Here is a 25,302-nt window from a genome sequence, read left to right as displayed (position 1 = left end):
AAGAAGCTCTAAATTTAATTCATTAGAGCTTCTTTTTATTCATTAAAGGGTTTTTAAGAATAAGCTACATGCATTTCGGAATCTGCGCGAAAATTTTCTAAATGAGAGGCATTCGCTTCCATCCTTTGATTATTCTCATCAAAGAAAAGTACATCTTTTCCGAAGAACCATAACTTAACATTCCTGCCTAAGTGATTCCAATTACTAGCGGTTTTAACATTCATCTTCCCGTACTTTGTCGCTACACGATAAACTGTTTCTCCACCCAGTTGTTCCGTTGATAGAAGCTCACCTTTAAGGGCATACTCACTATTGCCCACAGTGTTTTCTTCCATTATTGACAGTTTTTCCGGTCTTATCGCCATTGTGATACCTTCTGCTTCTATAATATTTATTGGAGGAGAGCCTATGAACTGCGCAACAAATAAATTTTGAGGATTTGTATAAATTTCCTTAGGTGTACCTTTTTGCATAATTTTACCTTTGTTTAGAATAACTATATAGGTTCCCATAGACATTGCTTCTACTTGATCATGTGTTACATATAAAAAGGTTGTATTAAGCTTTTGATGTAAATCAATCAACTCTTGGCGCATATGATGACGTAATTTGGCATCTAAATTAGATAAAGGCTCATCCATCAAAAAAGCACCAGGTCGTTTAACAATTGCCCTAGCAAGAGCTACCCTTTGCCTCTGACCACCTGATAACTGATTAGGTCGTTTATTTAAATGATCCTCTAATTCTACTAATTTTAATACCTCAGCGATTAATTTTTGTCTGTCCTTTTTGGAAACCTTCTTAATTTTTAATCCATATTCAATATTTTGAGACACCGTCATATGTGGATACAAAGCATAGTTTTGAAATACCATTGCCATATTGCGATCTTTCGGTTCTTGTTCTGTTATGTCACGATCATCCATGTAAATCTTTCCTTTGGATTCTTCATCTAAACCCGCTAATAACCGAAGCAGCGTTGACTTTCCACAGCCAGATGGCCCCAGCAATACGGTAAACGAACCATCCTCGATATCTAAGTTAATATCTTTCAATACTTCTGTTTTTCCAAAAGCTTTATAAAGATTTTCTATTCTGATTTCCCCCATAATTCTCCCTCTTTTCATTAAGTCGATTATTTAATTCCATATCGGACAAATGAGTCAATTACATGTTTACGTAAAATGAAATAGATAATCAGGATTGGTATACAGGAAATCGTTGTCGCCGCCATCAACGATCCCCACATATTCTGGTCTGAATTAACAAAAGAACGAAGACCTATCTGAATAGGTGCATTCTCCATTTCAGTTGTAATTAACATAGGCCATAAATATTCATTCCAGCCACTTATAAACAACAATATCCCTAATGAAGCTATCGTAGACTTAATATTTGGTAAAATAATTTTGATCAGGATAAAGAAATCTCTTTCGCCATCGAGCCTTGCTGCTTCTATTAAAGCGTGTGGAAAAGAACGAAAACTCTGGTAAATTGACAAAATCGCAAAAGTTGAAACAGACATCGGAATTACAATACCTAGCAATGTTTCATTCAAACCGATCTGATTAACTAGTACATAATTAGGAATCATTATAACTTGTACAGGAATTAACCAGGAAAGGCTTAATATGGTGTAAATAAAGAAACTGCCTTTTACTTTCCATCTTACTAAGGCATAACTCATTAAAATACTTGTAGTCAATTGTAAAACAGTAAGGAGGATGGCAACTACAAAAGAGTTCATCATCATTCTTACAATTGGCATTTCCTGAAAAGCGTATATATAGTTAGTAAAAGTAGGATCTAATGGGATCAAACTAGCTGTATAAATTTCCGATTCATTTTTAAAAGATGAAATAATCATCCAGTATAATGGAAAGACTGCAATAAAACTAATAGTAATGAGCAACAAATGTTGTATAAATGAGCTCATAGTTAATCTTCTTTTTGACACAACAAATGCCCTCCTAATTATCGTAAAATGCATAACGTTTTTGTATAAGATTTAAGACAAAAGCGATTAGACTGAAAACAATAAAAAATAACAAAGCTGCTGCTGCACTTAAACCAACATCTAATTTCGAAAATCCATACTTATACATTTCGTAATAAATATTTGTGGTCGATCCGAATGGACCACCTTGCGTAAGTATGTCGATATATGCAAACGTCCACTGACTGGAAAACAGTATACTCATCATTAGAACTAGAAGAATCATCGGAGATAGTAAAGGTAAAGTTAAATCTTTAAAATGTTGAAAACGATTGGCTCCATCCAATGAAATAGCTTCATAATATTCTTTGCTAATACCTGTCAAAGCGGCCGAAAACATAATAGTACTAAACCCTATCATCTTCCAACCAGTTATAATCAATATTAGCCACTTAGCAAAAGTAGGATCAGTGAAAAAGGCAATATTTGTGTCGATCAATCCTAGTTTAAGTAATACCTGATTCACCAACCCATTTGTTGGATGAAATAGCCAACGCCAGATTGCACCTATTGATACAGGAGCTAAAATAAGCGGAATGAAAAACATTGTTCGATACACATTTTTCATAAAACCCTGCATTTTATGAGTAGCTACCGCTAAAAATAAAGGGATGATAATAGAAAACGGTAATAATCCTATCGTATAGAAAATAGTGTTCACAATTGAAACGCCGAAATCTTTATTGGAGAGCAATCTTATGAAGTTATCAAATCCGACCGGTATTGGGCTTGTACCAGGAACCATGCTCCATTTTTGAAAAGCAAGCGTAAAAGTAGACAGCAAGGGATAGTACATCCAAATCCATAGCAATATTAATCCGGGTAAAAGATATAAATATGGTTTCCAAATGGATCGTATTTTTCTCTTAGTAAAGGCTCTTTTTATTAACGGTTCCTTGACTTCCCATGCACTCTCATTAGATTTAATCATAATGATTCCTTCCTTATAAAATGATGTTTTCTGCGTCTAACATATGAATAAGTTAAACGCAGAAAGTAGAATTTAGTTTAAGATATCATTAATATTATCCTCTGCTTCTTTCATAACTTCTTCTACATCTCGGTCTGTTGTAATGGCTTCTACAATTGCATCGGTGAAGATCGAAGATGTTTCTGTTGCATATTCCCCTGGCCATATTGTGACAGGGCGGATACGTTCTAACTGTTCTAAATTAATTTTGTATAATGGATTTTCCTCTACAAAGTCTTGTAAATATTGAGGATCATCAGCTAAACCTGTTCGTAAAGGAAGATATCCTATTTCTTCTGTAATTGTTGTGTAGCCTTCATTTCCTGTTACATACTTAATAAACTCCCAAGTTGCCGCTTTTTTCTCTTCTGTATCCGGTCTTACTGCCAATACACTACCAGAGTTTACAGGTACAGCTTCTTCCTCATCAAATTGTGGCATTCCAACACCATATAAATCCCAGCCACCAGCTTCAGCTGCGGAGACTAATCCACTATGTAAAGCTGTAGTAGATACATACATCGCTAGATTTCCAGCCATAAATTGTTCGGAAATATCTCCTGATGATCCCTTTGCATGAGCTCCACTATTATATAGGTCCTTCCAAATTTCAATCGCTTCCACACCTTCTTCACTTGCAAAAACAGCTTCAGAACGATCCTCAGATAAAATGTCAGCGCCATTACTAAAGAGCACTCCATCTGTAATCCATCCATTATTCGGCTCCAAACCAAATCCATCTTTTCCTGTCTTTTCTTTTATTTGGAGAGAATAATCCTTTATTTCTTCCCATGTAGTGGGAGGGTCTTCGGGATCAAGCCCAGCTTCTTCAAATAATTGTCCATTAATAAATACAATTGGTGTACTAAAGGTAAATGCTAAGCCGTACATTTTACCATCAATCACGCCTAATTGGAGAGCATTCTCTGAAATGCCTTCAAAATGCTCCTCAAGTTCGTCAGCTGGAAATACATCTTCATAAGCTTCAAATCCTAACGTCAACCTGGAAGAATCTAGTGTAGGAAAGACGTGCTGGACAATATCAACTGACTTACCAGCTGCGATATCTGCCCGATTCTGCTGATAATCAGTATCTGGAACTCCTTCCACAATAACACCTTTTTCTTTACCAATTGTTTCATTAAAATCATTAATTAACTTGTCCATTCCTGGTTTCATTGTTGGAAAGCTTAGACTATAGGAATAAAAGGTAATCGTTGTTGGATTCTCAGGGTCGAGACTACTCAGTTCTTCAACCGTTTTATCTTCACCTGTATCTGCCTGCGCATCATTTTGCCCATAAATACCACATGCTGATAAAAACAAAATGAAAGGAAAAAATATAAAAAGAGTCAACATTTTTTGAATGTTCAATTTACATCCTCCTATTATGGATTTGTTATCATATTTAGATCATAGCTAAATAGTAATTTATTCATTTCAGGTACTCGTGTAACCTGGACTTTCAATTTGCCATCTTTAAGAGTACAAATATTAAAGCCAGAATTATTAGTAAAATTCATCATTCCATTACTCATCTCCACACCAAAACAAGCCCCTTCAGCAACTGAAAGCATAAAAGGATCTAATTGATCGATTAAATGCTGATGAATATGACCACTAAAAACAGCTAATACCTCTTCAGTTTGCAGGCACTGATAGACTTCTTCAGAGTTTTTCAAGCTGTGATTTCCAAAGCTGTGCTGTAAGTCAATCGGATGGTGTATCGCTACAATGGATCCTTTTTCAGAAGGAACATTGAGTAGGTCTTTTAACCAGATTAATTGTTCATTACTGACATAGCCCGTACCACTTTTATCATAACTTGAATCTAAAACGATAAGACGATATCCACCAATTTCCTGTTGATAATACACTTCATCTTGGCATTCTTTTTTATGATGAAATGCTTCCCAGTATGCTGCCGTTACATCATGATTACCGAGTGCAAGGTATACTGGTATTTCTGTATTTAATTCGATAATCTCTTTCAAATGACGGTAATCTTCGACATTCCCTTCATGTACAAGGTCCCCTGTTATCAAAATGAAATCAAGGTTTTTCATCCCTTGCTTTGCCATTTGTAATATTTTAGTTAATTGATCAGACGGAGTAAAATTTGGGATATCCAATACTTCAAGAAAGCTTCCTTTATATTGCTTTAAAACGTGTGTATCAGTTACATGTAAGAAATTTAACTCACTCATTTTGTACACCTCCCGTTATTATTCCAAACAAAAGTTTCTTATGTTATTCCGAATTTGATGAGTTATCCCATGTTCATGTTCAAGATAATCATCAAAGCTCTTATAATGATCCAAAATATTTTGATAAGATAACTGTAAATATCTTTCCTGTAACTGGAAACCTTGTTTAAACCTCTCTATCTCCTCAGTCGTCAAAAACGTATCAACTTCTGCTAGAAGGTGATTATTGCTCTCTTCTAACAACTGATTGGAGTACAAGTAATCTTCCACAATGATTTCCCAACTAACACCTAGAGTAAGTAAGATTAACATTGAACCTACACCTGTTCGGTCCCTACCACCTGTGCAATGATGAAGCAATGGAAGATGAAGTTCTGGCTGTTTTAACATTTCCATTAAACGTTGATACGAACGGTTGCCTACAGGGATACTCTTGTATAACTCAGTTAGAAAACTAGTATCAAAATCTTTAAACGGATCAGATGCTAGCCATTCTCTTATAGAAGTGTAACTTTGTGGTCTCGATTCATTGTTCACTGACATTCTCTCAAAAGAGATATTTTTCAATTGCGGATCAGGCCTTTTATTCGCTTCATAGGTTGTCCGATAATCAAATATTGTTTTCAATCCTAACGTCTCGATCAGTTGTACATCATTATTAGTTAGCTCAAATAAGTCTGCCGATCGAAATAAAATACCTTCTTTAATAACTCTGCCATCAGCTGCTTTCATTCCACCCATGTCACGAAAGTTTACTGCGCCTTCCAACTGTATTACTTTACTTACCACTTGCTCACTTATGTTCATCCGTTATATCTCCCTTTTCTAATCATTTATTTTTGCGTTAGCAGTCTTCATTAACCAAATCCTTTCGTAAAAATGTTGTACTTCCTATTCAGTAACTAGCATACTACTAGAATGTTAATAACGTTTGAAGCTATTGTAAAATAAAATTTAAATATTAATAGTAGGAAAACAGCAATTGTTTTCCTATTCTTTTAAGTCTATAATTTTAATTAACTAATTATTTTATATATTGAGAGTCGTTTTTTAGAAGAAAGGATTTTGGTCATGGGAAATAACTCATTAATCGAGGAAGCTTATAAAAAAATACGAACGAAGATCTTAACATGTGAATTACCACCGGGTACGTTATTATCTATTTACAAACTAGCAGAAGATTTGGAGATGAGTCGAACTCCCATCTCGAATGCTATCGGAAGATTGGAACGAGAAGGGTTAGTTATCCCATTAAAAAATAGGGGGGTACTTGTTAAAGAATATACACCAAGAGAATTAATTGAAATATTCGAAATAAATTATGCCTATCAGCTTTTTGTTCTTCATTTAGTAGAAAATAAGGAGAATTATAAGTTTGACATTGCGGCGATGGAAGAGATCGTTTCGAAGCAACAAGACGCTAAAGAAGAAAATAATTATATTACTTATGTCCAGCTTTCCTTATCATTTTTTCGCACATTCATTGAAACAATCGACAATGAAACTATTTTATCCATTACAGATGCAAACATTGATAAAATCATGATTAATGCTGTTGTGAAGTATAACCATTACCCGCAAAAAAGAATCTATTCTGGTTTAAGTTTTAATACGGAATTACTCCATGCTGTAAAAGTCAAAGATTACAAGTTGGCTCGAATCTTAGTGGATAATTACTATTCGAAAACAAGGGAAAGAATAATATTAAAAATATAAAGTGTGACATGATCAGTGGGGGTTTTGACCTCCACTGATCATTATCCCCACTTTACTTCCTTGTGTTATTTAAAGCTAGAAACGGCGGCTTGTAGACATTTAGTACCGTGATAAATCAGCCAATCACCCTCAGAAAACTATTGATACAATCATCATTCACCTTCTGTGAAATTGGTCGCAGGAGGTGAATTCTCAATCATCTTGTTATTCAATCTGCCAATCGATCGCTTCTTGGCCATTTTGCTCAAGAATTTGATTAGTCTTAGAAAATGGCTTACTGCCAAAAAACCCTCTATGCGCTGATAATGGGCTTGGGTGTGGTGATTTTAGTACATAATGCTTGGTTAAATCGATTAGTGCTTGTTTTTTCTGGGCAGCAGCTCCCCAGAGAATATATACGACAGGTGTTTCTTTTTGATTTAATGTCGTAATCACCTGATCGGTAAATTGTTCCCATCCCATACCACGATGCGAATGCGCTTGTCCCCGTCTCACAGTCAAGACATTGTTAAGTAATAATACTCCTTGTTCTGCCCATTTCACGAGATAACCGTGGTTAGGAATCAGACAACCAATATCCGCGTGTAATTCCTTATATATATTTTTCAGTGAAGGTGGGATATCAACCTCTGGCTTCACTGAGAAACTTAAACCGTGAGCCTGATTCGGACCATGGTAAGGATCCTGACCGAGAATTACTACTTTTACTTGGTGAAAAGGGGTGTATTGTAATGCATTATAAATATCGTACATATCAGGATAAATCGTATAACGTTGGTATTCGCTTTTAAGAAATTCCCGTAATCGTAAATAATAATCCTTTTGAAATTCGTCTTTTAGTAGCTCTGCCCAATCATTTTTTAATATTTTTGTCGTCATTATGATCAACCTTTTTTAAAAATTGTTCTACTTGCTCTCTAGTAGGCATTCCTGCTTGTGCTCCGATCTTACCGACAGATAAAGCTGCTGTGGCATTTGCAAACGTAACTGCTTCCGTTAGGGATCTTCCTTCTGCAAGTGCCACAGCAAGTGCTCCGTTAAATGTATCACCGGCACCAGTAGTATCTAGCACATCTACATCATGCGACTTTACATGTTTCTCTTCCCCATTTTCGATAAAAGAAACACCTTGCTTGCCTTTTGTCGTGATTAATTGTTCATTTAGCTGATTACTGAATAGTTGCTTCCGCTCTGTTTCATTCGGCGTAATATATGTAGCTTTTTCCCATATTCCACTATCCAATTCCATTGCAGGAGCAGGATTAACGATCACTGGAATATTATGCCTATGGCATATATCTATACAAAATTCAATCGTCTCTTTCGGAATTTCGAATTGCAATAAAACATAGTCACTATCAAGGATAGCTGCTTTTATCTGTTCGATATACGCCGTTGTCACTTCATCATTTGCTCCAGCTATCATAATAATGCGATTATCCTGCTCAGATAAAATAATATTGGCAAGGCCGGTTGGTGTGTTACGTACACGATCAATATGATCCACTTGAATGTTCTCCTCACGTAAATTCTCTATTAACTGATTACCGAATTGATCATCACCGACACGTCCTATCATTGTCACTTCTGCTCCTAAGCGAGCTGCCGCTACTGCCTGGTTAGCACCTTTCCCACCAGGAATAGTATGCAAGTTCATCCCTCTTACTGTTTCCCCTTGGACAGGTACAACATTTGTTTCCGTTACCAAGTCCATATTAATACTACCAATCACTGTAATGTTTGGTTTGGTCATTTTTTCTACCTCCCATCATTCAGAATATGATTCTAACACTCTTTTAAATAAATTCCAAAATCTCTCATGATCAAGTCCTGTAGCAAAGTGTGTATTAGGTTCCTGACCAGTTACGCCTAATCGATCGACTACTGTCATTCCGTAGGTGTGGTCGCCTTTCGTTTCAATTGCCACATGAACATGCTCAAATGTAAAAATCGATGGATCAAGAAGATGTACGACCGTACAAGCATCGTGGATCGGACCACCTGAAAAATCAAAATGATCTTTATATGCTTGCATAAAAAAGACTAATAGCTCTGCCACAAAATCACTTACAGGATTGCCGACTTGTCGTACATCTTTCACTGTTTCTTTCGTCGCCAACACCTGATGTGTGACGTCAAGTCCAAACATCCGAATCGGAATACCGCTTTCAAACACAACCTTTGCCGCCTCAGCATCGACATAAATATTAAATTCTGCAACCGGTGTCCAATTACCAAATGTACCTCCACCCATTAGAACGATTTCGTTTATCTTTTGTTTAATAGAAGGATCTTTTACTAAAGCGAGCGCAATATTTGTTAAAGGTCCAGTGGGTACCAACGTAATTGGTTCCTCTGATTGATGTAATTGTTCGATGATAAAATCAACTGCATGCTGATTAATTGCTTTACGCTCTGGCATTAACGGTAGTTTTGGCCCATCTAACCCCGTTTCTCCATGGATTTCTTCCGCTATCTCCGGTTCTTTCACCATCGGTCTAACGGCTCCTTGTGCTACTGGAACATCATCTAGCCCGATAATATCACAAACCTTCAATGCATTTAATGTATTCTTTTCTACTTCTACATTCCCTGAGACCGTCGTTATCCCCACAATATGTAACGGACTGATTGTTGACGCTGCCATAATAATGGCAATCGCATCATCATGTCCTGGATCACAATCTAAAATCACTTTCATGTTTACCCTCCTCCTCTTTCTCTTTATTGTACACAAAAAAACTGCGAAGCATCTACTTCACAGTTTTAAGTCCGGTCATTATGGGTAATGCTATAAAAATGATTGTTTTTCTATTTTCAACCATTCATCTGCCCATTTTTGGATACTTTCCAATACTGGTTTCAACGCCTTTCCTTTCTCTGTCAGAGCATATTCAATTCTGACTGGTGTTTCGTCATAGACATGGCGCTTGACAATACCTTGCTTTTCTAAATCTTTTAAACGTTCTGATAAGACACGTCCACTAATTCCGATCGTTGCTTCAATGGTAGAAAAACGTTGTGCACCTTCTAATAATTGAAAAATGATCAAGCCGGTCCACCGTTTATTCAATATATTTAATGCCGATTCAAACTTCGGACAAATCGTTGTATCTGCCATAGCTTTCACCTCTTTAATAATAGTATAGCAAATTTTTTTACAGAAATAAAATAATTAAATTACTTGACGTAACTTATTAATATTTGTATACTTAGTTACATAAAGTAAGTTATTAATTTTTGAGGGAGGAATTATAAAATGGCTAATGTAACATTAGACAAAGTACACAGCGCACTAAGCTTTGAAGTAAAACATATGATGGTTTCTAAAGCAAAAGGAGAATTTCAAAATTTCGATATTGATTTCAATGGTGACTTCGATAATTTAGAAAATGCTAACGTTAAAGTTACAATTGATGTAGACTCTATTGAAACAAATAATGAGGACCGTAACGGACACTTAAAATCAGCAGACTTCTTTAATGTAGAACAATATCCAAACATTACGTTCGTAAGCAAAAGCATTAAAAAAGTAAGTGATTCTGAATTTGAAGTAACTGGTGATTTAACTATTACAGGTGTAACAAAAGAAGAAACTTTCACTGTAGAATACAACGGAAAAGCGAAAGACCCTATGCAAGGTAATACCATTGCCGGGGCAGATGTAACAGGAAAAATCAATCGTGAAGATTATGGTTTAACTTGGAATGCAGCACTTGAAACTGGAGGAGTATTAATTGGTAAAGAAATTAAGTTCTCAGGTGGATTCGAATTTGTAGTAGAGGAATAAAATAATGTACCTAAGTAAATCCAACGTGTAAAAGCACGTTGGATTTTTTGCTTAGCATTATTTTTAGACAGTTTTTCTTTCAATTAACTTAACAGCAAGTTTTTCATGGCTCTTGTTGTTTTTTCCTATCGCATGCAGAAATAATTTTTCTCCCATTGTCACGATCGGTACTTCAAAAGTAGTAATCCCCATCACTTTCGACATTGGCTGATTGTCAAAACCAACCAGTGCAAGATCACCTGGTATATCAATATTTGCATTCTGACAGGCAGTAAAAATACCGGCCGCTACTATATCACAGCTCACTAATAATGCATCTGGTTTACGGCTTAACCGCTTGATCTGGTCGACAATTTTTAGTCCATCTTCAAAATAATAATTATCCGTAAAGATAAATGCCTGCTGTGGATGTTGCTTGAGGAAATCTTGATAGGCTTGATGGCGAAATAAGCTATTAGAACCCGTTTCACGGCCGATACAATATCCTATTTGACGATACCCCTTTTGATAAAGATATGTCAAAGCATCTGTAAAGCTTTGATAATGGTCTACGTATACAGATTCTACTTTTTTATTACCTTCTGCATTTTCGCAAACGACAATTGTTCCGTATTGCTGGTAATCTTCTATTTCTGACAATGCCATCTGATGGGAACAAATAATCAATCCATCAATTTGTTTATGTTTTAGCATGTCTAATGCTTCCTGCTCACGTGACTTTTCATAATTGGTTTGAATTAAAACAAAATGGTAGTGATTTTCAACGGCTTGTTTTGCGATTCCCTCGATCATTAAACCAAAAAAGGGATGTTTAGCAAATGGAACGACGACTCCAATTAAGTGTGTTTTTCCCTGGCTAAGACTAACTGCCATCCGATTAACCTGATAATCGACCTTTTCCATCGCTTGTATGACAGCTTCCCTTTTTTCTTCCCTTACATATGGGTGGTTGTTGATTACCCTTGAAACAGTTGTAACAGATACACCTGCCATTTTGGCGATATCACGAATATTTGCCATATATCTCACCTTTTTTTAAATAGTTCTTGATCTGAAACGCGTTCCATCATCTAAGCTACAGATTAAGGAGGTTAGATGATGGATATATTATTTGGTATCTTTGTCTGGTTGTTTATGTGTAGCAGTATCCTTATTTTAGCATTTTTAGCAAGTCGATTAGAAGAGGAACAAGATAATACAGAGCTGGAAGGGTATATCGGGTATATAGAGGAAGTCTATAGCCGGAATGTTCTGGATCAGAAGAAGAAGTAAAAAGGAGCGCTTAGTCTGAAGTGCTCCTTCCTTTTATATACTGTAGCATGGCAACAATTAGCACCGAGAATAACAACTGTCCATATTGGCGGCCAATTATTTGCCAAATCACTCATGTGGAAAAGATCACCAAAGCAAAAATACATGCTTTTGCCTGCTCGATGCCAAGCGTCCATAACTGACGAACGGTTAAATTTCCACTACGTAGCTGATAATTTCTTTTATTTTTCCGTCTTTATGCTTATTTAACTTATAAATATCACAGAAACTGTAATGACGTTGTTCACCACTTTTATCAGTTGAATGAATAATACCATTTACGGCTGCTTCTTTTCCGTGGGTAATTAAATGCTCTATTTCCAGTTCGAACTGGTTGCCGTTATCCATCCCTGTCAGCGCCTGCTCTAACGTTTCGATCCCTTTTATCGTATCGTTTCCTTCCATACGCCAAACGATATCATCGGTCACACTTTTCAATATTTTTTCACTGTTACCTTTTACAAAGGCTTCATTAAATTCCCGGAAAAACTGTTGATTTTTCGTTTCCATATACCACACTCTCCTTATCTAGAGTTAGTATACCACAGCCCTATGCTTATGTTATTGTTATAATAGACCGGAAAAATTTAGTAAAGGAGAGGATTAATTGATTCTAAAACCCCCAGAGAAAACGGGACAACTTCAACAATTAGAAGTGATGGTCCAACGTTATCTCCAGCCGCCACAGGATGTTACGGAAGCACACGGTCGCGCTTCTTGCAACTTTATCTATTATCATAACTATTGACCGTTAATCCATCTGATTCGGACCATTCGGCGTAGTATATATTCGATATGGTTTCATAACCACTTTTCTTCAACAGATCTCTTAACCATTTCTCGTCCTTTTTTAAAGAATCTAAAGTTGATTGCTCTATTTCTCCTTCATCTATTACTAAGTAAGAAAGTGTTTGCTCCTCTGGCTTTATTTTCAGCATTTTCGGAGTGACAACTGATTCTTGTTCTTTCTCCATCACACTTAAATCACCACTTGGTTCTAATATGGCATACTTGACATCTTTGATTGAAAATATCCCTTGAAGCCTTAACATAGACCTTAGTTGTTCTGACTCTAATTTGTTTTTCCTTAAGTTTTGTATATTTAATACACCATTTTCGATAATAATTGTCGCTTGCCCCTTTACTATGGGACGTAGCCATTCAAAATTACGAACGAGTAGCTCAAAAATATAAATGAGAAGAGACCACAAAGCTACTGCATATATTACCTCCCAGATAGAGATGGTATCGTCATATACAGCATTCTCCATTAGTCCACCCAGAACCAGCAAATAAACAAAATCGACCGGTGTTATTTGCGTTAATTCTTTTTTCCCCATTACACGCAGAACGATCATTAGTACAAGAAAACCAATCAATATTTTCGTTGTAATCGTTGCATCCATTCGTTTTTGTTCCTTCCTGTCTTTTTGTTTTATTTACCCGATTCGACCAAGGAAAAACATCCTTCTTGTTTAGCATTTTATTTATGTGGTATTTCACTACTGTATCTAAAAATGTAAACTGCAGGAGAGTGATTATGTTGAAACATTATGCAAGTAATCGAGGTTGGCGATTGATCGATTACCGAATTTTTCTTCCTTCATTACTTATTATCATCGCTATTAGCATTCCTTTTTCGCTCTTTGAATCTGAATCTTTACAGGTATTAAATGCTATTTTTAATAAAATTGTGGAGGTTTTTTAGTTGGGGATATATTTGGTATGCGCTAATTTTAGTTGGCGCTGGATTATACTTATCCTTTTCCAAATACGGTAAAATCGTACTTGGTAATCCAAATGAGAAGCCGAGATTTACCATGTTTGAATATGCATCGATTTTGATTGCAATGGGTGTCGGCTCCACCATTATGAGAACTGGAATGGTGCAATGGACAGAAGTAGCACTTGACCCACCATTTGGAGTAGCACCTGAATCACAGGAAGCTTTATTATGGGGAAATGCCTACAGTATGTTTTTATGGAGCTTTCAGGTATTTGCGATTTTTGTAATGGCTGCTCCTGCAATGGCCTATATTATTCATGTTAAAAAAAGACCGCTGATGCGAATTTCTGAAGCATGCCGCTGTATTTTTGGCGATAAATTCACAGATGGTATCGGCGGGAAAGTGTTAGATGTCCTTTTCTTGGTTAGTATTTTATCTGGAGCAGCAGTAACACTAGGATTAGGAACCCCGATAATCACCTACAATGTTGCCGCACTCCTAAATATGGAGGTAACCTTTGGGCTGACATTCATCATCACCATTATTTGGGTAATTTTATTTTCCGTTAGTGCCTATTTAGGTATTGAAAAAGGGATTAAACGGCTAAGTACGTTTAATATGTATTTAGCTGCTGGAATAGCTATATTTATTTTAATTGCCGGACCTGGTATTTTTATTTTAGACTATTTTACCGATACAGTTGGGCACTTACTTCAGCATTATCTGCAACTATCTTTTTATACTGATTCTGTCTCAATGGCAACAGCAACACATGTGCAAAGCCATATGGTTTTCTGGTTTGCTTATAGTGCAACATGGGCGATGCTACACAGTATTTTTGCTGCCAAAATATCAAAAGGTCGCACCGTAAAGGAAATGATTTTAACCTATTTATTAGCACCTACAATGCTGTCTTGGGTTGCAACAGGTATTTTAGGTGGATTTGGTGTAGAACGCTACCTTACAGGTAAAGTACCTGTTTTGGACATTGTCGCAGGTAGCGATCCAATGAACGCCATACCTGAGATTCTTCTTTCCTTACCTTGGGCGAGCATTGCGATTATTGCATTTGTGATCGTATCAATGATTTTCTTAACCACAACCTTGGATTCAACAACCTACACGATCGCAGCCTATACTAGTAAACGAGATATGAGTAAAATGGAACCGTCAAGAAGCCTCAGGATTATTGTGGCAGCAATTATTACCGGACTGGCATTAGTTTTAATGCAGATTGGTGGACTTGCTCCACTAGAAGTAATCTCCGGATTAATGGGATTACCGATTATCGTCATTCAATTCTTAACGATCTATGCCGCTAAAAAAATGATGGATGAGGATAAGGCTTGGAAGTATAATATTCGGAAATAGTGCATCATTGCCTGTAGTAAATAAAACATTAGACTTTTTGTAAAATTAAGGTATGATTACTGTACGGAGGTGTTTCAAATGGCAATGTCGAGATTATTGCCTTACTTTATGCTTACCCATGCAAAGCCTGGCAAATAAGGCGATACTTTGTATGGGGGATGTAAATATCGCCTTTTCTGCGCATGCTTTGCCCTTATAGAAAGATGAAAATAAGGAGCTGGCAAGTATGAAAACGACAAAAGCGCAAGAGATACTTCCTGAAGAACTGTTACTTGCTTTACAGGAATATGTTCAAGGTGAAAGCATCTATATTCCAAAGCAAGGAAAAAGAAAATGGGGAGTCCTCTCTGGTAATAGACACTATTATGATCAACGAAACCAAGAAATCCAAGAATTATTTCAAGAAGGAACAACAATCGAACAACTAGCGAATAGCTTTTGTTTATCAATAGAAACGATAAAAAAAATTGTCTATAAAGTGAGACGATGATCAGGGTGCTAGCGTCTGTTATCCCAAAACTTATCCTTGTCTGGAAGTGGGGGCTTACAGACGTTTTGCACTGTGATAAAGTTTGACTACCCTAAGTGGAACGAATTTACGGACAACATAATAAATGATTATATGGCAAGAATAGTTGGAAAACGTTCTTGCCATATCTTTTTGTGGAGAATTTGTTACACTAGGAAGGTAAGGAGTGTGAACAATGGAAGCATTTATTCAGCCCTATCAATTTAATCATATGAAACAACAAGCTAAAAAAATTGTCAGTGCGCAATCCAGTTCTAGTGATAAAGATGTCATACAAGCTGTAAAAGAAATAGCTGTCGAGGAACTGGAAAAACAATTACATGACATAACAGAAGAGCAGAAGCAGACACTATCCTCTCTTCAAACTATTAAGGACAAAGAAGACATAGCTCTTTTTATTCAGCAAATCAAGCAATATGTTATTCCATTTCCGATGGTTAGTGGAAATCAGATTCAAAAAGCATTTCCGAAAGTAAGGAAACTTCAAATGCCAGAACTCGACCAAATCGATAGAAAAGAAACTGTTTATTTAAGATGGTATGACTTAGGATCAGGCAAAACGTATATGCTTATCCCTAAAGAATCGAAACTAATCGGTATCCAAGGATATTTAGAAACCTCGCAGCAAAAAGGAATATGTACAATATGTAACGGCTTGGGAGATGTTGCATTATTTACATCAGAGAAAAAAGGGCAAATGCGTGGAACCTATACGAAACGGGGAAACTATATTTGTAAAGATCCGGTCGACTGTAATCAACAAATAATCGATATACAGCCACTCCACAATTTTATAGCTCACCTGAAAACATGAATCTTTAAATAGATTCATGTTTTTTTATCTTACAAAAATGTAAGGCAGATGAAAGAAAAATCGATAGGTAGTTTTGGTGTCTTCTCTTACACTATACACAGTAAAACAAATTTGGAGGTATGAAAACATGACTAAACCAGTTGTTAATGTAGAAAACGTTCAAAAAGTATTTGGTAAAAAATCAGAAAATCAATATAAAGCGCTCGATAATGTTACCTTCACCATCGAAGAAGGAGAATTCGTCGGTATTATGGGACCATCAGGTGCAGGTAAGACAACATTGCTAAATGTCGTTTCCACCTTAGATAAAGCTACTTCAGGCAAAATTGAAATCGCCGGTCAGGATATTACGGATATGAAACAGAATGCATTAGCAGATTTTCGTGCGGAGCAATTAGGCTTTATCTTCCAAGATTTTAATCTACTCGAAAATTTAACCATTTATGAAAATATCGCTTTACCACTTTCACTGAAAGGCGTTAGCTCTAAGAAAATCAAACCACTCGTCACACAAGTGGCAGAGAAACTAGGAATTAAGTCGATTCTTCCTAAATATCCGGTGACCGTTTCGGGTGGTCAAAAGCAGCGTGCTGCAGCTGCCAGAGCATTAGTTCACAATCCGGCAATTATTCTTGCAGATGAGCCAACAGGTGCACTCGATTCGAAAAATGCACACAGCTTGATGAAAACTATGGAACATTTAAATCAATTTCACGATGTCTCCATTATGCTCGTTACGCATGACCCCTTAAGTGCCAGTTATTGTGAACGGATTTTAGTTATACAGGACGGGACGCTTTATAAAGAAATTAAGAAATCCGGAGACCAACAACAATTTCACCAACAAATTTTAAATGTGCTTGCTGAATTAACAAGCATTCAATCGTCATAAGGAAAGGAGGTAAAGATCATGTTAGTGAAACTTCTATCTGGTAGTATGAAAAAAATGTGGAAGGATTATCTTGTATTATTATTTGGTTTAACCATATCGATTGCCATTTTCTACATGTTTGAAACATTGGCACAGAATAGAGCCTTTTTGGAAGCGAACGCCCTAATTAGTTCCATTGTATTTGTCTTCCATGTCGGAACATTTATTTTAGGGATGGTCACCATTTTTTACATTTTCTATGCAACATCGTTTATTCTGTCGCTTCGTCAAAAGGAACTCGGCATGTATATGACTTTGGGAGCGAAAAAAGGAAAGGTTACCCAAATGATGTTTCTGGAAACATTGGTAATTGGGATTACCTCTTTAGTAATTGGTCTCGTATTTGGCGTAGGACTTTCAGAAGGAATCGGGAGACTTTTGATGGCAAGACTGGATTTTTCCGGTGAAGGGTTCCATTCTTTCTATCCTTCTTCGCTTCTGACAACGATTATTTTCTATCTTATCTTGTTTCTTTTAACAGCAATTGTTAATGCCATAAGAGTAGCACGAAAATCAGTACTGGAACTGTTACATGCCGATCAAAAAGCAGAAACAAAAATAATCAAAGGCTGGAAAACTTTTATAGGAACCATATTCGCGATCATTTTAATTACTATCGGTTACTTTGCCATGATCAATATGGATAAACTCGCAATGTTTGGTGTAATCATTGCTGCAGCGACTATCACACCAGGGACATACTTCTTCTTTATGGCTCTGTTACCATTTCTGATCAAAAGAATCAAAGCAATCCGGGCGATTAATGAGAAAGGACTCAACGCTTTTACCTATGGACAGCTTGATTTCCGTGTCAGTCAATTATCTAAAGTACTTGGGACAGTTGCAATGTTGATTGCACTAGGATTAGGAGCAATGACTGCTGGTTTATCGTTTTATCATAATATTGAAATACAATCTTCGATGATGCATGCTTACGATGTGAAAGTACTCGAGCCAACAGAGGACGAATTAGCAGAAATGAGAAATTGGGAATTCGAGGAGAAACAGCTTTATTCCTATCGTGTGACAGATGATGGCGTCTATTTCTCCAAACATGACTTACAAGCAAATCCACCAATTATCAAAGAGTTTACCGGTAATCTTGATGAGTTGTCTAGAGAAGTGCGTGTAGCAGATGATTTGACTGCTCCAATTTACTCAACAGAGGAAACGGATGAAGCCGAAAGAATGTCTGAGCACTGGCAAACAGCATTAAGAACCGAATTGATGGCAAATTATTATATGTTCGGTGATCGTTCATTATATATTTTGGACCAGGATAAATTTGAAGAAATTAATGCAGCAACCCAAACTATTTTAATTGGTAAAGTAGAAGATTTCACTGATTACTCAGATACACTGGCAACAATCGATGAACGCCACTACCAGTTAGCAGTAGATTATACAGGGGAAGAGCCTACAATGACTGGAAGTAAATATGAAAATTATATCGCCTTAAAAAGTCTAGCGAATGGGACTATTTTTATGGGATTGTTTCTTGGGGTTGCTTTCTTAATGATGATGGCGAGTGTACTTATGTTCAAGCTACTCTCCAGTGCGACCGTCGATATTGAGCGCTATCAGATGCTTAGAAAAATAGGGGTACGTCAAGAAAAACTAAAAAGGTCGATTTATAAGGAACTATTTCTTGTTTTCCTTTTTCCAGGTATTATCGGTCTTGTCCATGTACTTATCGGTATGGAGATGTTCGCTTTTATTTTGATCGAACCATATACTAAAATATGGATCCCGATCACCCTGTTCCTCGTCATTTATGGATTGTACTATGTGTTAACTGTCAAAATGTATCAACGAATTGTGTTACCAAAAGCATAGGTTTCTGTGGACATAACATGATAACTATTCTCGTCTAGAGGGTGGTTATCATGTTTTTAAATTGATTTAGCTACGAGGTTAGTTTGCTGATAAAACAGTAATAATTATTGTAATTACAAAGATGATCAAGAAGACAGAAATAATTCCATAAAAACCCTTTCTCGTCAGTTCATTCTGATCATTACGGGCTTTTTTTGATATAAAATAAGTGGCAATCACTCCTGACAAAATTAGAACTATTCCATACCAACTATTCATATTGTATCTCCTCCTTACTAATATCGTTTAGATAATACAACCATTGATAAGAAAACTGTCATAATGGTTAAAGCTGCTAATATTGCAATTGCTTGTGAGGCTGTTATGGCTAATAAATTAAATTGTAATAGCGTAAGCAATAAAATCATATAGCCTAGATTAATAAAATAACTGTAAAACATACTGCGTTCTTTAATGGTTTTTGTACGTTCATCATTCTGGATAAATTGTGGTGCCAAATAAGCATTACAAAAACATATCACCGTCATAGCGATCAACATTAGATCATGGCCTACAGGAAACACACCTGTACTTATGGTTGCCCAATTAAATAATCCACTCATTAATAGAAACATTACACCAAAAATAATAAATAGTCTTCGGTCATATTGCTTTTTCACTCTCATCTTCCTTTCTATTTGATATCTTTCTCATCCAAAATAAATACTTCCTCTACACTCCGATTAAATAGCCTTGCAATTTGCATAGCTAATGGAAGCGAAGGATTATACTTTCCTTTTTCGATTGAAATAATGGTCTGACGAGAAACGTTCAATTTCATTGCCATTTTTTCTTGCGAGATGCTTTGCGACTTTCTTAGTTCCCTGATTCGGTTTTTCACACATAAATCACCCTTTCCATTTATTAGTATAATGTAAAGCTTCCTTTACTGTCAAGTTAACTTTACATTTTAGAAGTGAGTGGATCTCTTAGCGAGGAGTCTTTAAGGAGGATGTGCGCCTGCTATATTTATGAATTGATTATTTATTTCCATTTATTGAACAAATCTGAATTCTTCCCAAGATGATTTGTTCATTATCTCCGTTTATTCTACAAATCCTTACTACTCCCTATTAGATTTGTTGAAAATTCCCATTAATGACTCATTTGATCTAAAACATAAAAAACACTGGATGCTTATCACTCACCCAGTGCTGGCTTTTACTTTAAGAGAACCATCCCTTTATCGTATCGATAATTTTTTGAAAAAAGTTGCGCTCTTCCTCTTGCTCTTCCTCCTGCAGTTCTTGTTGAGTTGTTACCTCTATATCATTTTCCATGTCAGCTTCGAATGTTGTCATCTCTAACGTTGTTGCCTGCTCACCTTCTACAATTTCCACTAATTCTTCTCCATATTTATCATAAAGAAACTGCCTGTTATCCTCATTCAATGCATCAATTCCAATAACTACCTTACCGTTAATGATGTCTATGCTTGTATGATAAATGGTAAAGTTATCATATTCAAAGCCAGCATCGTCTATCTCTTTTTGCTTCTCGATTAATTGATCTTCTGTATAATCTACTTCTCTTATCTTGATATCTTCCGGCTGTTCAGCAAAGCCTTCCAATGCTTGTTGATGTTCCTCAGCAATAGGCTCGGTAAACATCAACACGACAACACCTGATAGTTGCCCCTCACGGTCAATATAGAGCCCAGCAAAACGGTCAGCTAAATATTCCTCGATATATTGTTGGGCTTTTTCGATCGTTTCAGTATGATTCACATCTTCTTCCAATTCGATCATCGATCTTTCCAGTTCTTCTACTTCTGCATCAGCCAAAACCACCGTTGGTAAAAAAAGTGTAACGCCTAGGATCACACTACAAATCCATGTTTTATTTTTCATGCTCATCCCTCCATTCTTATCTTTAATTGATTAGTCGTCCCTCTTTAGTAAAAGTTACAATTTTATATGACTATTTATTTCAATATTTTCTAAAGCCTTTGTAGCTAGCTGATGAGCTTCACGATTATCTTTTCTGGTGATATCCTGATAGAGCGGTTCAATTCCGATTGTCTCCAGTTTTTGTTCAATTCTATCAGCCCACTCATTTAATGTTTGCTCCATACACGGCCACTCTCCCAACAATTGGTTGATCACTACTTTAGAGTCTCCTTTAAATGTTACCTGCTGATGATGAACATTCAAATCTTCTAACTGTTTAATCCCTTCAAATAATGCGGCATACTCAGCCTCATTATTAGACGTCAACTCTGATACAGTTATATTTTTCCTGATGCGGTAATGCTGATGGTTTTGTGTGTAATATATCGCGAATCCTAACCCTGCTTTATTTGTTTGTAGATTAAAACCCGCATCGAAAAACACAGTAACATGATTGGGCTCCGTCACTATTTCCTCTGTGTAGGTGATCAACTCTTTTTTATTCCAGTGGTTGCCACGGTGATCTACAAATTCAATCGACTCCGTACGTTTCCATTGTTCCAAATCATTGGCAATTTCGAGCGCTTGTTCAGCTTCGATTTCATCAGAAGTAAATGTCGTCTGCAATCCTTTTGGCGAAGAATATACGATTTTGATCGTTACATACATAAGTTATCTCTCCTTTAGCTCATATCTCTACATTTTGTAAATAGAATAGTAATGGTACAAGCTTTTATTAGTTAGGGGGAGTGAAGACAATTGACTATTTTTCTTAGTTACATGTTTCTCGGTTTATCTTTAGCTGCGCCACTTGGTCCGATCAATGCGGCACAAATTAACCAAGGAATTAAAAATGGATTCCTGCATTCATGGATGATTGGATTAGGTTCTATTATAGCAGAGTTATTTTTTATCCTTGCTGTCTACTTTGGGGTTGTCCATTTTTTAGATACTCCTTTTATGAAGACGTTTTTATGGTCATTCGGTGCATTTGTTCTCTTGTATACAGGGATCGAAAGTATGGTTTCAACCCAAACCTTTCAGGAAAGAGGTGAACGTGATTCCTTACTCAAAACCTTTACTTCCGGATTTCTGATTTCGATTAGTAATCCACTCTCGATCCTGTTCTGGTTAGGCATTTACGGATCTGTACTGGCAAATACCATTCATAAATACGATACACTTCATTTGTTCTGGTACAGCTCAGCAATTATTCTCGGTGTGATGATATGGGATCTCTCCATGGCTCTTATTTCTAGTGGCTCTCGTCATTTACTTTCAGAGAAAACATTAAAAATCATCTCTGTTGTTACAGGAATTTCCTTAATTGGTTTTGCTATTTATTTTGGGTATCAAGCCATTACACTCATATTTTAGATCAGCTTATCCAATACTAAACATGGTTTAGTTCAAAAGGATAAGGAGAATGCTGTGTGAGTGAATCATCATCTGCATCAGAAAAGAAAATCGCCTGGTGGCAATTAGCATTAACAGGTGTCGGATGTACGATTGGGACGGGCTATTTTCTTGGTTCAAGTATTGGGATCAAACTTACCGGTCCTTCGATCGTATTTTCTTTTTTGATGGCGGCTATCGGCACCTATATTGTGTTTAATTTATTAGCAAAAATGTCCGCAGCCGATCCCCAGGAGGGTTCTTTTTGCTATTATGCTGAGAAAGCTTTTGGTAAATGGGCTGGCTTTAGCTGTGGATGGAACTATTGGTGTTCGAGTATTTTAATTATGGGCAGCCAATTAATTGCTTTGGCGATTTTAACAAAAACATGGTTCCCAGATATTCCGCTATGGGTTTTTGCTGCCATTTATGCCACCTTATCGATTTTTGTCATATTACTTGGCACAAGAGGATTTGACCGCATCGAGGATTTTTTAGCAGTTATCAAAACTGCAGCAATTATCATGTTTATTATTATTGCCATTGTAGCATTAGCAGGTGGGATAAATGGTGGTTCAAACGATGAACCAGGCATTCCAACTAATATAGGTGACACTTTTACGGGAGGGTACAAAGGCTTTTGGGCATCACTGATCTATGCTTTCTATGCTTTTGGTGGGATCGAAGTAATTGGATTAATGGCAATCCGGTTAAAGAAAAAAGAAGATGCACCGAAAACAGGAAAGGTGATGCTAGGGTTACTCGCTGTTATCTATATTGCTTCTCTTTGTTTAGCAGTAATGATGGCACCAGTTAATAAATTTGATCCAAATGAGAGTCCATTTGTAACAGCTTTAGCTGACTATTCACTACCTTTTTTTCCACATGTCTTTAACGCTGCTATCATTGTTGCTGGTTTTTCTACGATGACTGCAGCATTATTTGGGGTGGTCACCTTATTAGTAACCTTAGCAAAAGACGGCGATGCACCGAAACTGTTCTCAAAGAAAATAAAGAAGTTTAAAGAGTTACCTCTCCCTTCTTTATTACTTGCTACCATTGGGTTGATTGCTTCGGTGATTACTGCATTACTTTTACCCGAAAAGATTTATGAGTATATTACAACCGCAGCAGGGATTTTACTACTGTTCAATTGGGCATTTATCATCCTTTCCTCGTGGAGGGTATTGGAGGGAATAAAATTATTAAACAAGATGATTGCATGTGTTGGTCTTTTATTCATTATAGCAGCCGTATCGGGAACCTTAATGGAAGAAAGTATTCGTCCTGGATTTTGGATAAGTTTATTGCTAGTAGGCATAATTGGTGGTGTCACCTTACTAATGATCCGCCATTGGAAAAAGGTTGAGTAAGTATTGGCTTACTCAACCAGTTCATTATCCAAATACTTGCCCGCCATTAACATGAAGTGTTTGACCTGTCACAAATCGAGAATCATCTGAGGCAAGATAGACAAAAGCTGGGGCAATTTCAAATGGTTGGGCTTGACGATCCATTGGGTTACCTGCTAACGTCACTTCATCAGCAGAAAAACTGGAAGGGATTAATGGAGTCCAAAACCTTCCTGGAGCAATCGCATTTACTCGAATGCCTTTTTTGACTAGGTTTCTGGCAAGTGCACGTGTGAATCCGATGTTTGCTCCTTTTGTCGCTGTATAATCAATTAATTGATCAAATCCGTAAAAAGTCACAACAGAAGAAGTGTTTATAATAGAGCTGCCTGCTTTTAAGTATTTTAGTGCTGCTCTAGTTGTATAAAAATGGGAATAGATATTCACCTTAAATGTATCATCGAACTGTTCATCCGTTATATCTTCTAAATTTAATTGTTGAAATTGAATGCCGACATGATTACATAAAACGTCAAGCTGTCCAAACACTTCTACTGTCTTTTCAACTATATGAATACATTGTTGTTTATCCCTTAAATCTCCTGGTAATAACAGACACCTTTTTCCTAATTCTTCAATTCTATTTTTGGTTCGGTGTGCATCATCATGTTCATCTAAATAAGCAATGGCCACATTTGCTCCTTCTTTAGCGAATGCAATAGCAGCTGCTGCCCCCATTCCACTATCCCCACCTGTAATAAGTGCGACTTTATCTTTTAATTTTCCACTACCTTTATAATTGGGATTTTCAATAATCGGTTTTGGTACCATTAAATCTTCTACTCCGGGTTGGCGATATTGGCGTTGTTCTGGCACAGTCAGGGCTACCTCTTCATACTGCGTTATCTTTCCGTAATTAGGATGCATAGGGTACTTGTCATCATCTCGTCTATTATCAGACATGTGTAAGCCTCCTTTTAACTTTCGCTAGAAGTACTCTATGTTTCATAGGCGAATATCGTGTTTGTCTATCTAAGAAAATGCGTAAGTCAAAGGATCTGCAAAGGTCGTTGACCACTTTCTAAAAAGTGAACTAGCTCGTTGAGTAAAAGGGATGCATAGTCTACTAGCAGGGGGTGAAACGATGCGTTATTATTACAATCCGGAAGTTAAATACTTATTGATTCGCGAATCTCAAAAAAAGGAAAAAGTGTTGTACGCTAATAATCCGTCCTTTTGGCTGTTGCCTGCAATCGGACCTAGACCACCTTATTTCACGAATCCAAGGTACCAACCGTATTACCCTATCATCTAATAGGATGATGATCCACGCCATTCTTTATCTGAAGGGATGGCTTTTTTTATGACATATGCTCTCTATCAAAAAAATTCAAATAATCGTCAATCATTCTACATACTAATTAACTAG

The 25,302-nt window shown here is 36.6% G+C and carries 30 protein-coding genes and 1 pseudogene; 12 read left to right on the top strand and 19 right to left on the bottom strand.

The window, feature by feature from the left end:
- Positions 1–53: 53 nt before the first annotated feature.
- The 6 genes from ACTNEP_RS18410 to ACTNEP_RS18385 form a co-directional block, all read right to left on the bottom strand.
- On the bottom strand, positions 54–1,109 hold the full coding sequence (locus ACTNEP_RS18410) for an ABC transporter ATP-binding protein (RefSeq protein WP_441163440.1): 1,056 nt from the start codon (positions 1,107–1,109) through the stop codon (positions 54–56).
- A 26-nt stretch (positions 1,110–1,135) separates the two neighbouring features.
- A complete protein-coding gene (locus tag ACTNEP_RS18405) occupies positions 1,136–1,957 on the bottom strand; it encodes a carbohydrate ABC transporter permease (protein WP_441163439.1) in 822 nt (273 codons plus the stop codon).
- Positions 1,958–1,970: 13 nt separating this feature from the next.
- Complete coding sequence (locus ACTNEP_RS18400) at positions 1,971–2,927, bottom strand: carbohydrate ABC transporter permease (RefSeq protein ID WP_441163438.1); 957 nt, start codon at positions 2,925–2,927, stop codon at positions 1,971–1,973.
- A gap of 72 nt (positions 2,928–2,999) precedes the next feature.
- A complete protein-coding gene (locus ACTNEP_RS18395) occupies positions 3,000–4,340 on the bottom strand; it encodes an ABC transporter substrate-binding protein (RefSeq protein WP_441163437.1) in 1,341 nt (446 codons plus the stop codon).
- A 14-nt stretch (positions 4,341–4,354) separates the two neighbouring features.
- Positions 4,355–5,173, bottom strand: coding sequence for a metallophosphoesterase family protein (locus ACTNEP_RS18390; protein WP_441163436.1), 819 nt, complete (start codon positions 5,171–5,173; stop codon positions 4,355–4,357).
- An 18-nt stretch (positions 5,174–5,191) separates the two neighbouring features.
- Positions 5,192–5,980 (bottom strand): tyrosine-protein phosphatase, encoded by a 789-nt coding sequence (locus tag ACTNEP_RS18385; protein ID WP_441163435.1) that lies wholly within the window; start codon positions 5,978–5,980, stop codon positions 5,192–5,194.
- 264 nt (positions 5,981–6,244) lie between these two features.
- Here ACTNEP_RS18385 and ACTNEP_RS18380 point away from each other — a divergent pair, with 264 nt between their 5' ends.
- A complete protein-coding gene (locus tag ACTNEP_RS18380; RefSeq protein WP_441163434.1) occupies positions 6,245–6,889 on the top strand; it encodes a GntR family transcriptional regulator in 645 nt (214 codons plus the stop codon).
- Between the two features lie 204 nt (positions 6,890–7,093).
- Here the strand turns inward: ACTNEP_RS18380 and ACTNEP_RS18375 are convergent, their stop codons facing one another.
- The 4 genes from ACTNEP_RS18375 to ACTNEP_RS18360 form a co-directional block, all read right to left on the bottom strand.
- Positions 7,094–7,768: a uracil-DNA glycosylase gene (locus tag ACTNEP_RS18375; protein WP_441163433.1), complete on the bottom strand. Its 675-nt coding sequence runs from the start codon at positions 7,766–7,768 to the stop codon at positions 7,094–7,096.
- Entirely contained in the window at positions 7,743–8,642 is a 900-nt protein-coding gene (gene rbsK, locus ACTNEP_RS18370) for a ribokinase (RefSeq protein WP_441163432.1), read from the bottom strand. The genes ACTNEP_RS18375 and rbsK overlap by 26 nt, the downstream gene beginning before the upstream one ends.
- A 15-nt stretch (positions 8,643–8,657) precedes the next feature.
- A complete protein-coding gene (locus ACTNEP_RS18365; protein ID WP_441163431.1) occupies positions 8,658–9,590 on the bottom strand; it encodes a nucleoside hydrolase in 933 nt (310 codons plus the stop codon).
- 90 nt (positions 9,591–9,680) lie between these two features.
- Entirely contained in the window at positions 9,681–10,010 is a 330-nt protein-coding gene (locus ACTNEP_RS18360) for a winged helix-turn-helix transcriptional regulator (protein WP_441163430.1), read from the bottom strand.
- 138 nt (positions 10,011–10,148) lie between these two features.
- On the opposite strand from ACTNEP_RS18360, the gene ACTNEP_RS18355 reads away from it, so the two are divergent.
- Positions 10,149–10,679, top strand: coding sequence for a YceI family protein (locus ACTNEP_RS18355; RefSeq protein WP_441163429.1), 531 nt, complete (start codon positions 10,149–10,151; stop codon positions 10,677–10,679).
- 63 nt (positions 10,680–10,742) lie between these two features.
- On the opposite strand, the gene ACTNEP_RS18350 is transcribed toward ACTNEP_RS18355, so the two are convergent.
- On the bottom strand, positions 10,743–11,699 hold the full coding sequence (locus ACTNEP_RS18350) for a LacI family DNA-binding transcriptional regulator (RefSeq protein ID WP_441163428.1): 957 nt from the start codon (positions 11,697–11,699) through the stop codon (positions 10,743–10,745).
- Positions 11,700–11,777: 78 nt separating this feature from the next.
- Here ACTNEP_RS18350 and ACTNEP_RS18345 point away from each other — a divergent pair, with 78 nt between their 5' ends.
- Positions 11,778–11,951 carry a hypothetical protein gene (locus ACTNEP_RS18345; RefSeq protein ID WP_441163427.1) on the top strand — a complete coding sequence of 58 codons (174 nt, stop codon included), beginning with the start codon at positions 11,778–11,780 and terminating at the stop codon, positions 11,949–11,951.
- 189 nt (positions 11,952–12,140) lie between these two features.
- Here the strand turns inward: ACTNEP_RS18345 and ACTNEP_RS18340 are convergent, their stop codons facing one another.
- Entirely contained in the window at positions 12,141–12,500 is a 360-nt protein-coding gene (locus ACTNEP_RS18340) for a nuclear transport factor 2 family protein (protein WP_441163426.1), read from the bottom strand.
- Positions 12,501–12,597: 97 nt separating this feature from the next.
- Here ACTNEP_RS18340 and ACTNEP_RS18335 point away from each other — a divergent pair, with 97 nt between their 5' ends.
- Positions 12,598–12,738, top strand: coding sequence for a hypothetical protein (locus ACTNEP_RS18335; RefSeq protein ID WP_441163425.1), 141 nt, complete (start codon positions 12,598–12,600; stop codon positions 12,736–12,738).
- Here ACTNEP_RS18335 and ACTNEP_RS18330 read toward each other — a convergent pair.
- A complete protein-coding gene (locus ACTNEP_RS18330; RefSeq protein WP_441163424.1) occupies positions 12,716–13,396 on the bottom strand; it encodes a DUF421 domain-containing protein in 681 nt (226 codons plus the stop codon). The genes ACTNEP_RS18335 and ACTNEP_RS18330 overlap by 23 nt on opposite strands.
- Before the next feature lie 134 nt (positions 13,397–13,530).
- On the opposite strand from ACTNEP_RS18330, the pseudogene ACTNEP_RS18325 reads away from it, so the two are divergent.
- The 5 genes and pseudogenes from ACTNEP_RS18325 (at position 13,531) to ACTNEP_RS18305 (ending at position 19,198) form a co-directional block, all read left to right on the top strand.
- Positions 13,531–15,088: pseudogene (locus ACTNEP_RS18325) on the top strand (BCCT family transporter).
- Positions 15,089–15,314: 226 nt separating this feature from the next.
- Positions 15,315–15,578, top strand: coding sequence for a CD3324 family protein (locus ACTNEP_RS18320; protein ID WP_441163423.1), 264 nt, complete (start codon positions 15,315–15,317; stop codon positions 15,576–15,578).
- 214 nt (positions 15,579–15,792) lie between these two features.
- The gene (locus tag ACTNEP_RS18315; RefSeq protein ID WP_441163422.1) at positions 15,793–16,431 is read left to right on the top strand and encodes a FusB/FusC family EF-G-binding protein; all 639 of its coding nucleotides are present in this window, start codon (positions 15,793–15,795) and stop codon (positions 16,429–16,431) included.
- 127 nt (positions 16,432–16,558) lie between these two features.
- Positions 16,559–17,323: an ABC transporter ATP-binding protein gene (locus ACTNEP_RS18310; protein WP_441163421.1), complete on the top strand. Its 765-nt coding sequence runs from the start codon at positions 16,559–16,561 to the stop codon at positions 17,321–17,323.
- Positions 17,324–17,341: 18 nt separating this feature from the next.
- Positions 17,342–19,198: an FtsX-like permease family protein gene (locus ACTNEP_RS18305; protein ID WP_441163420.1), complete on the top strand. Its 1,857-nt coding sequence runs from the start codon at positions 17,342–17,344 to the stop codon at positions 19,196–19,198.
- 78 nt (positions 19,199–19,276) lie between these two features.
- Here the strand turns inward: ACTNEP_RS18305 and ACTNEP_RS18300 are convergent, their stop codons facing one another.
- From ACTNEP_RS18300 to ACTNEP_RS18280, 5 genes are all read right to left on the bottom strand, one after another.
- Positions 19,277–19,456, bottom strand: coding sequence for a hypothetical protein (locus ACTNEP_RS18300; protein ID WP_441163419.1), 180 nt, complete (start codon positions 19,454–19,456; stop codon positions 19,277–19,279).
- Positions 19,457–19,473: 17 nt separating this feature from the next.
- Positions 19,474–19,863, bottom strand: a complete 390-nt coding sequence (locus tag ACTNEP_RS18295) for a hypothetical protein (RefSeq protein ID WP_441163418.1) — start codon at positions 19,861–19,863, stop codon at positions 19,474–19,476.
- A gap of 8 nt (positions 19,864–19,871) precedes the next feature.
- Complete coding sequence (locus tag ACTNEP_RS18290; protein WP_441163417.1) at positions 19,872–20,078, bottom strand: helix-turn-helix transcriptional regulator; 207 nt, start codon at positions 20,076–20,078, stop codon at positions 19,872–19,874.
- A gap of 325 nt (positions 20,079–20,403) precedes the next feature.
- On the bottom strand, positions 20,404–21,087 hold the full coding sequence (locus tag ACTNEP_RS18285; protein ID WP_441163416.1) for a hypothetical protein: 684 nt from the start codon (positions 21,085–21,087) through the stop codon (positions 20,404–20,406).
- A gap of 54 nt (positions 21,088–21,141) precedes the next feature.
- Entirely contained in the window at positions 21,142–21,795 is a 654-nt protein-coding gene (locus ACTNEP_RS18280; RefSeq protein ID WP_441163415.1) for a reverse transcriptase-like protein, read from the bottom strand.
- A 90-nt stretch (positions 21,796–21,885) separates the two neighbouring features.
- On the opposite strand from ACTNEP_RS18280, the gene ACTNEP_RS18275 reads away from it, so the two are divergent.
- Together ACTNEP_RS18275 and ACTNEP_RS18270 are read left to right on the top strand one after the other, a co-directional pair.
- Positions 21,886–22,503 carry a LysE family transporter gene (locus ACTNEP_RS18275; protein WP_441163414.1) on the top strand — a complete coding sequence of 206 codons (618 nt, stop codon included), beginning with the start codon at positions 21,886–21,888 and terminating at the stop codon, positions 22,501–22,503.
- Between the two features lie 56 nt (positions 22,504–22,559).
- On the top strand, positions 22,560–23,894 hold the full coding sequence (locus ACTNEP_RS18270; RefSeq protein WP_441163413.1) for an amino acid permease: 1,335 nt from the start codon (positions 22,560–22,562) through the stop codon (positions 23,892–23,894).
- A gap of 24 nt (positions 23,895–23,918) precedes the next feature.
- On the opposite strand, the gene ACTNEP_RS18265 is transcribed toward ACTNEP_RS18270, so the two are convergent.
- Positions 23,919–24,836 (bottom strand): SDR family oxidoreductase, encoded by a 918-nt coding sequence (locus tag ACTNEP_RS18265; protein ID WP_441163412.1) that lies wholly within the window; start codon positions 24,834–24,836, stop codon positions 23,919–23,921.
- Between the two features lie 181 nt (positions 24,837–25,017).
- On the opposite strand from ACTNEP_RS18265, the gene ACTNEP_RS18260 reads away from it, so the two are divergent.
- Complete coding sequence (locus ACTNEP_RS18260) at positions 25,018–25,188, top strand: hypothetical protein (protein ID WP_441163411.1); 171 nt, start codon at positions 25,018–25,020, stop codon at positions 25,186–25,188.
- Positions 25,189–25,302: the final 114 nt, after the last annotated feature.

The sequence above is a fragment of the Gracilibacillus sp. HCP3S3_G5_2 genome (assembly GCF_052063305.1).
In the GTDB taxonomy this organism is placed as follows: Bacteria; Bacillota; Bacilli; order Bacillales; family Amphibacillaceae; genus Gracilibacillus.
The sequence above is the reverse complement of the archived record's forward strand: the minus strand, read 5'-3'. Positions and strand labels throughout refer to the sequence as shown.

Bases quoted from the DNA above. Each gene is read 5' to 3' on its own strand.
- ACTNEP_RS18375 (WP_441163433.1), bottom strand. From the start codon at position 7,768: ATGACGACAAAAATATTAAAAAATGATTGGGCAGAGCTACTAAAAGAC.
- ACTNEP_RS18305 (WP_441163420.1), top strand. From the start codon at position 17,342: ATGTTAGTGAAACTTCTATCTGGTAGTATGAAAAAAATGTGGAAGGAT.
- ACTNEP_RS18260 (WP_441163411.1), top strand. From the start codon at position 25,018: ATGCGTTATTATTACAATCCGGAAGTTAAATACTTATTGATTCGCGAA.
- ACTNEP_RS18315 (WP_441163422.1), top strand. From the start codon at position 15,793: ATGGAAGCATTTATTCAGCCCTATCAATTTAATCATATGAAACAACAA.
- ACTNEP_RS18365 (WP_441163431.1), bottom strand. From the start codon at position 9,590: ATGAAAGTGATTTTAGATTGTGATCCAGGACATGATGATGCGATTGCC.
- ACTNEP_RS18400 (WP_441163438.1), bottom strand. From the start codon at position 2,927: ATGATTAAATCTAATGAGAGTGCATGGGAAGTCAAGGAACCGTTAATA.
- ACTNEP_RS18355 (WP_441163429.1), top strand. From the start codon at position 10,149: ATGGCTAATGTAACATTAGACAAAGTACACAGCGCACTAAGCTTTGAA.
- ACTNEP_RS18280 (WP_441163415.1), bottom strand. From the start codon at position 21,795: ATGTATGTAACGATCAAAATCGTATATTCTTCGCCAAAAGGATTGCAG.
- ACTNEP_RS18360 (WP_441163430.1), bottom strand. From the start codon at position 10,010: ATGGCAGATACAACGATTTGTCCGAAGTTTGAATCGGCATTAAATATA.
- ACTNEP_RS18385 (WP_441163435.1), bottom strand. From the start codon at position 5,980: ATGAACATAAGTGAGCAAGTGGTAAGTAAAGTAATACAGTTGGAAGGC.
- ACTNEP_RS18410 (WP_441163440.1), bottom strand. From the start codon at position 1,109: ATGGGGGAAATCAGAATAGAAAATCTTTATAAAGCTTTTGGAAAAACA.
- ACTNEP_RS18345 (WP_441163427.1), top strand. From the start codon at position 11,778: ATGGATATATTATTTGGTATCTTTGTCTGGTTGTTTATGTGTAGCAGT.
- ACTNEP_RS18285 (WP_441163416.1), bottom strand. From the start codon at position 21,087: ATGAAAAATAAAACATGGATTTGTAGTGTGATCCTAGGCGTTACACTT.
- ACTNEP_RS18265 (WP_441163412.1), bottom strand. From the start codon at position 24,836: ATGTCTGATAATAGACGAGATGATGACAAGTACCCTATGCATCCTAAT.
- ACTNEP_RS18310 (WP_441163421.1), top strand. From the start codon at position 16,559: ATGACTAAACCAGTTGTTAATGTAGAAAACGTTCAAAAAGTATTTGGT.
- ACTNEP_RS18320 (WP_441163423.1), top strand. From the start codon at position 15,315: ATGAAAACGACAAAAGCGCAAGAGATACTTCCTGAAGAACTGTTACTT.
- ACTNEP_RS18340 (WP_441163426.1), bottom strand. From the start codon at position 12,500: ATGGAAACGAAAAATCAACAGTTTTTCCGGGAATTTAATGAAGCCTTT.
- ACTNEP_RS18380 (WP_441163434.1), top strand. From the start codon at position 6,245: ATGGGAAATAACTCATTAATCGAGGAAGCTTATAAAAAAATACGAACG.
- ACTNEP_RS18350 (WP_441163428.1), bottom strand. From the start codon at position 11,699: ATGGCAAATATTCGTGATATCGCCAAAATGGCAGGTGTATCTGTTACA.
- rbsK (WP_441163432.1), bottom strand. From the start codon at position 8,642: ATGACCAAACCAAACATTACAGTGATTGGTAGTATTAATATGGACTTG.
- ACTNEP_RS18390 (WP_441163436.1), bottom strand. From the start codon at position 5,173: ATGAGTGAGTTAAATTTCTTACATGTAACTGATACACACGTTTTAAAG.
- ACTNEP_RS18330 (WP_441163424.1), bottom strand. From the start codon at position 13,396: ATGGATGCAACGATTACAACGAAAATATTGATTGGTTTTCTTGTACTA.
- ACTNEP_RS18300 (WP_441163419.1), bottom strand. From the start codon at position 19,456: ATGAATAGTTGGTATGGAATAGTTCTAATTTTGTCAGGAGTGATTGCC.
- ACTNEP_RS18295 (WP_441163418.1), bottom strand. From the start codon at position 19,863: ATGAGAGTGAAAAAGCAATATGACCGAAGACTATTTATTATTTTTGGT.